The organism is Dyella sp. 2RAB6 (assembly GCF_052115385.1).
Classification (GTDB): Bacteria; Pseudomonadota; Gammaproteobacteria; order Xanthomonadales; family Rhodanobacteraceae; genus Dyella_D.
The window spans coordinates 1-1036 of sequence record NZ_JBFRGP010000056.1 but is presented as its reverse complement, the minus strand read 5'-3'; the positions used below and the strand labels follow the sequence as shown (position 1 = coordinate 1036).

Below are 1036 nucleotides of genomic sequence, written 5' to 3'. Positions count from 1 at the left end.
CTACTTAGGGCTGCGCAACATCAGTAAAAAATGGACGCTTCCAATCCATGATTGGAAGGCGGCGCTCAACCGCTTTACCATCCAGTTCGAAGGCCGCATCCCTCAGCTTTAAAGCGATCCCGTTTACACAAAAGTCTGTACAAGCCCCGGCATCCGAGACGCGCTGAAGAACAGCAAGGGGCCGGGCAACTTCCGCAACCTCTTCATCTATGCGCCCAATGGCAAGAAGGATGGCCTGCAGCTGATGCCGATTAGTGAGGTGGCGGCCAAGGATGAGTTCTTCAGTATCAAGAACGTTACGCGTGACGATGTGCTTGCTGCGCACCGCGTCCCGCCGCAACTGCTTGGCCTAGTGCCCACCGGCACCACCGGATTCGGATCGGTGGTGCCGGCGGCGCAGGTGTTTGCGATCAATGAACTATTGCCACTGATGGCGCGCTTCCGCCAGATCAACGATTGGCTTGGTGATGAAGTCGTCTCGTTCACTGACTACGCCGTTACAGGTATTGATAGTCACCATACCTAGTGTTTGCTGTCCTAAGTGGAAGGTATGAGCTCTTCCACTTTACCTTCAGCTATAGCTCCCATCTCCCATAGAGTGAAGATGCTCCCTACCCGGAGTCGCGGCTTCACCAATGCAGGGGACAACAAAGTGATAGGAACAGTAACGGTCATGCCGGGTGAGATTGCTCCTACCTCTTCCAGGTGTAATCCACAGTCAAATTTTTCGCCTTGAAATTCGAGGGGGCAGCGAAAAATTCGAGGTGGCGTTGGCCCTTTACGCCCACCGCGTGAACTGGGGAAGAAGTGCACCGATGCAATGAGATCGGGACCACGTGCCATAGATCATTCTCCAGGAGCTAGTGGAGGACTTGGAAAAATGCGAGCGGGGCTTGTACAGACTTTTGTGTAAACGGGATCGCTTTAAAGCTGAGGGATGCGGCCTTCGAACTGGATGGTAAAGCGGTTGAGCGCCGCCTTCCAATCATGGATTGGAAGCGTCCATTTTTTACTGATGTTGCGCAGCCCTAAGTAG

At 53.7% G+C, this 1036-nt stretch carries 1 pseudogene; it reads left to right on the top strand.

From position 1 onward, the window contains the following. Positions 1–151 precede the first annotated feature (151 nt). A pseudogene (locus AB4083_RS22895) lies at positions 152–526 on the top strand (phage portal protein); the annotation flags it as partial. Between the last annotated feature and the right edge of the window lie 510 nt (positions 527–1036).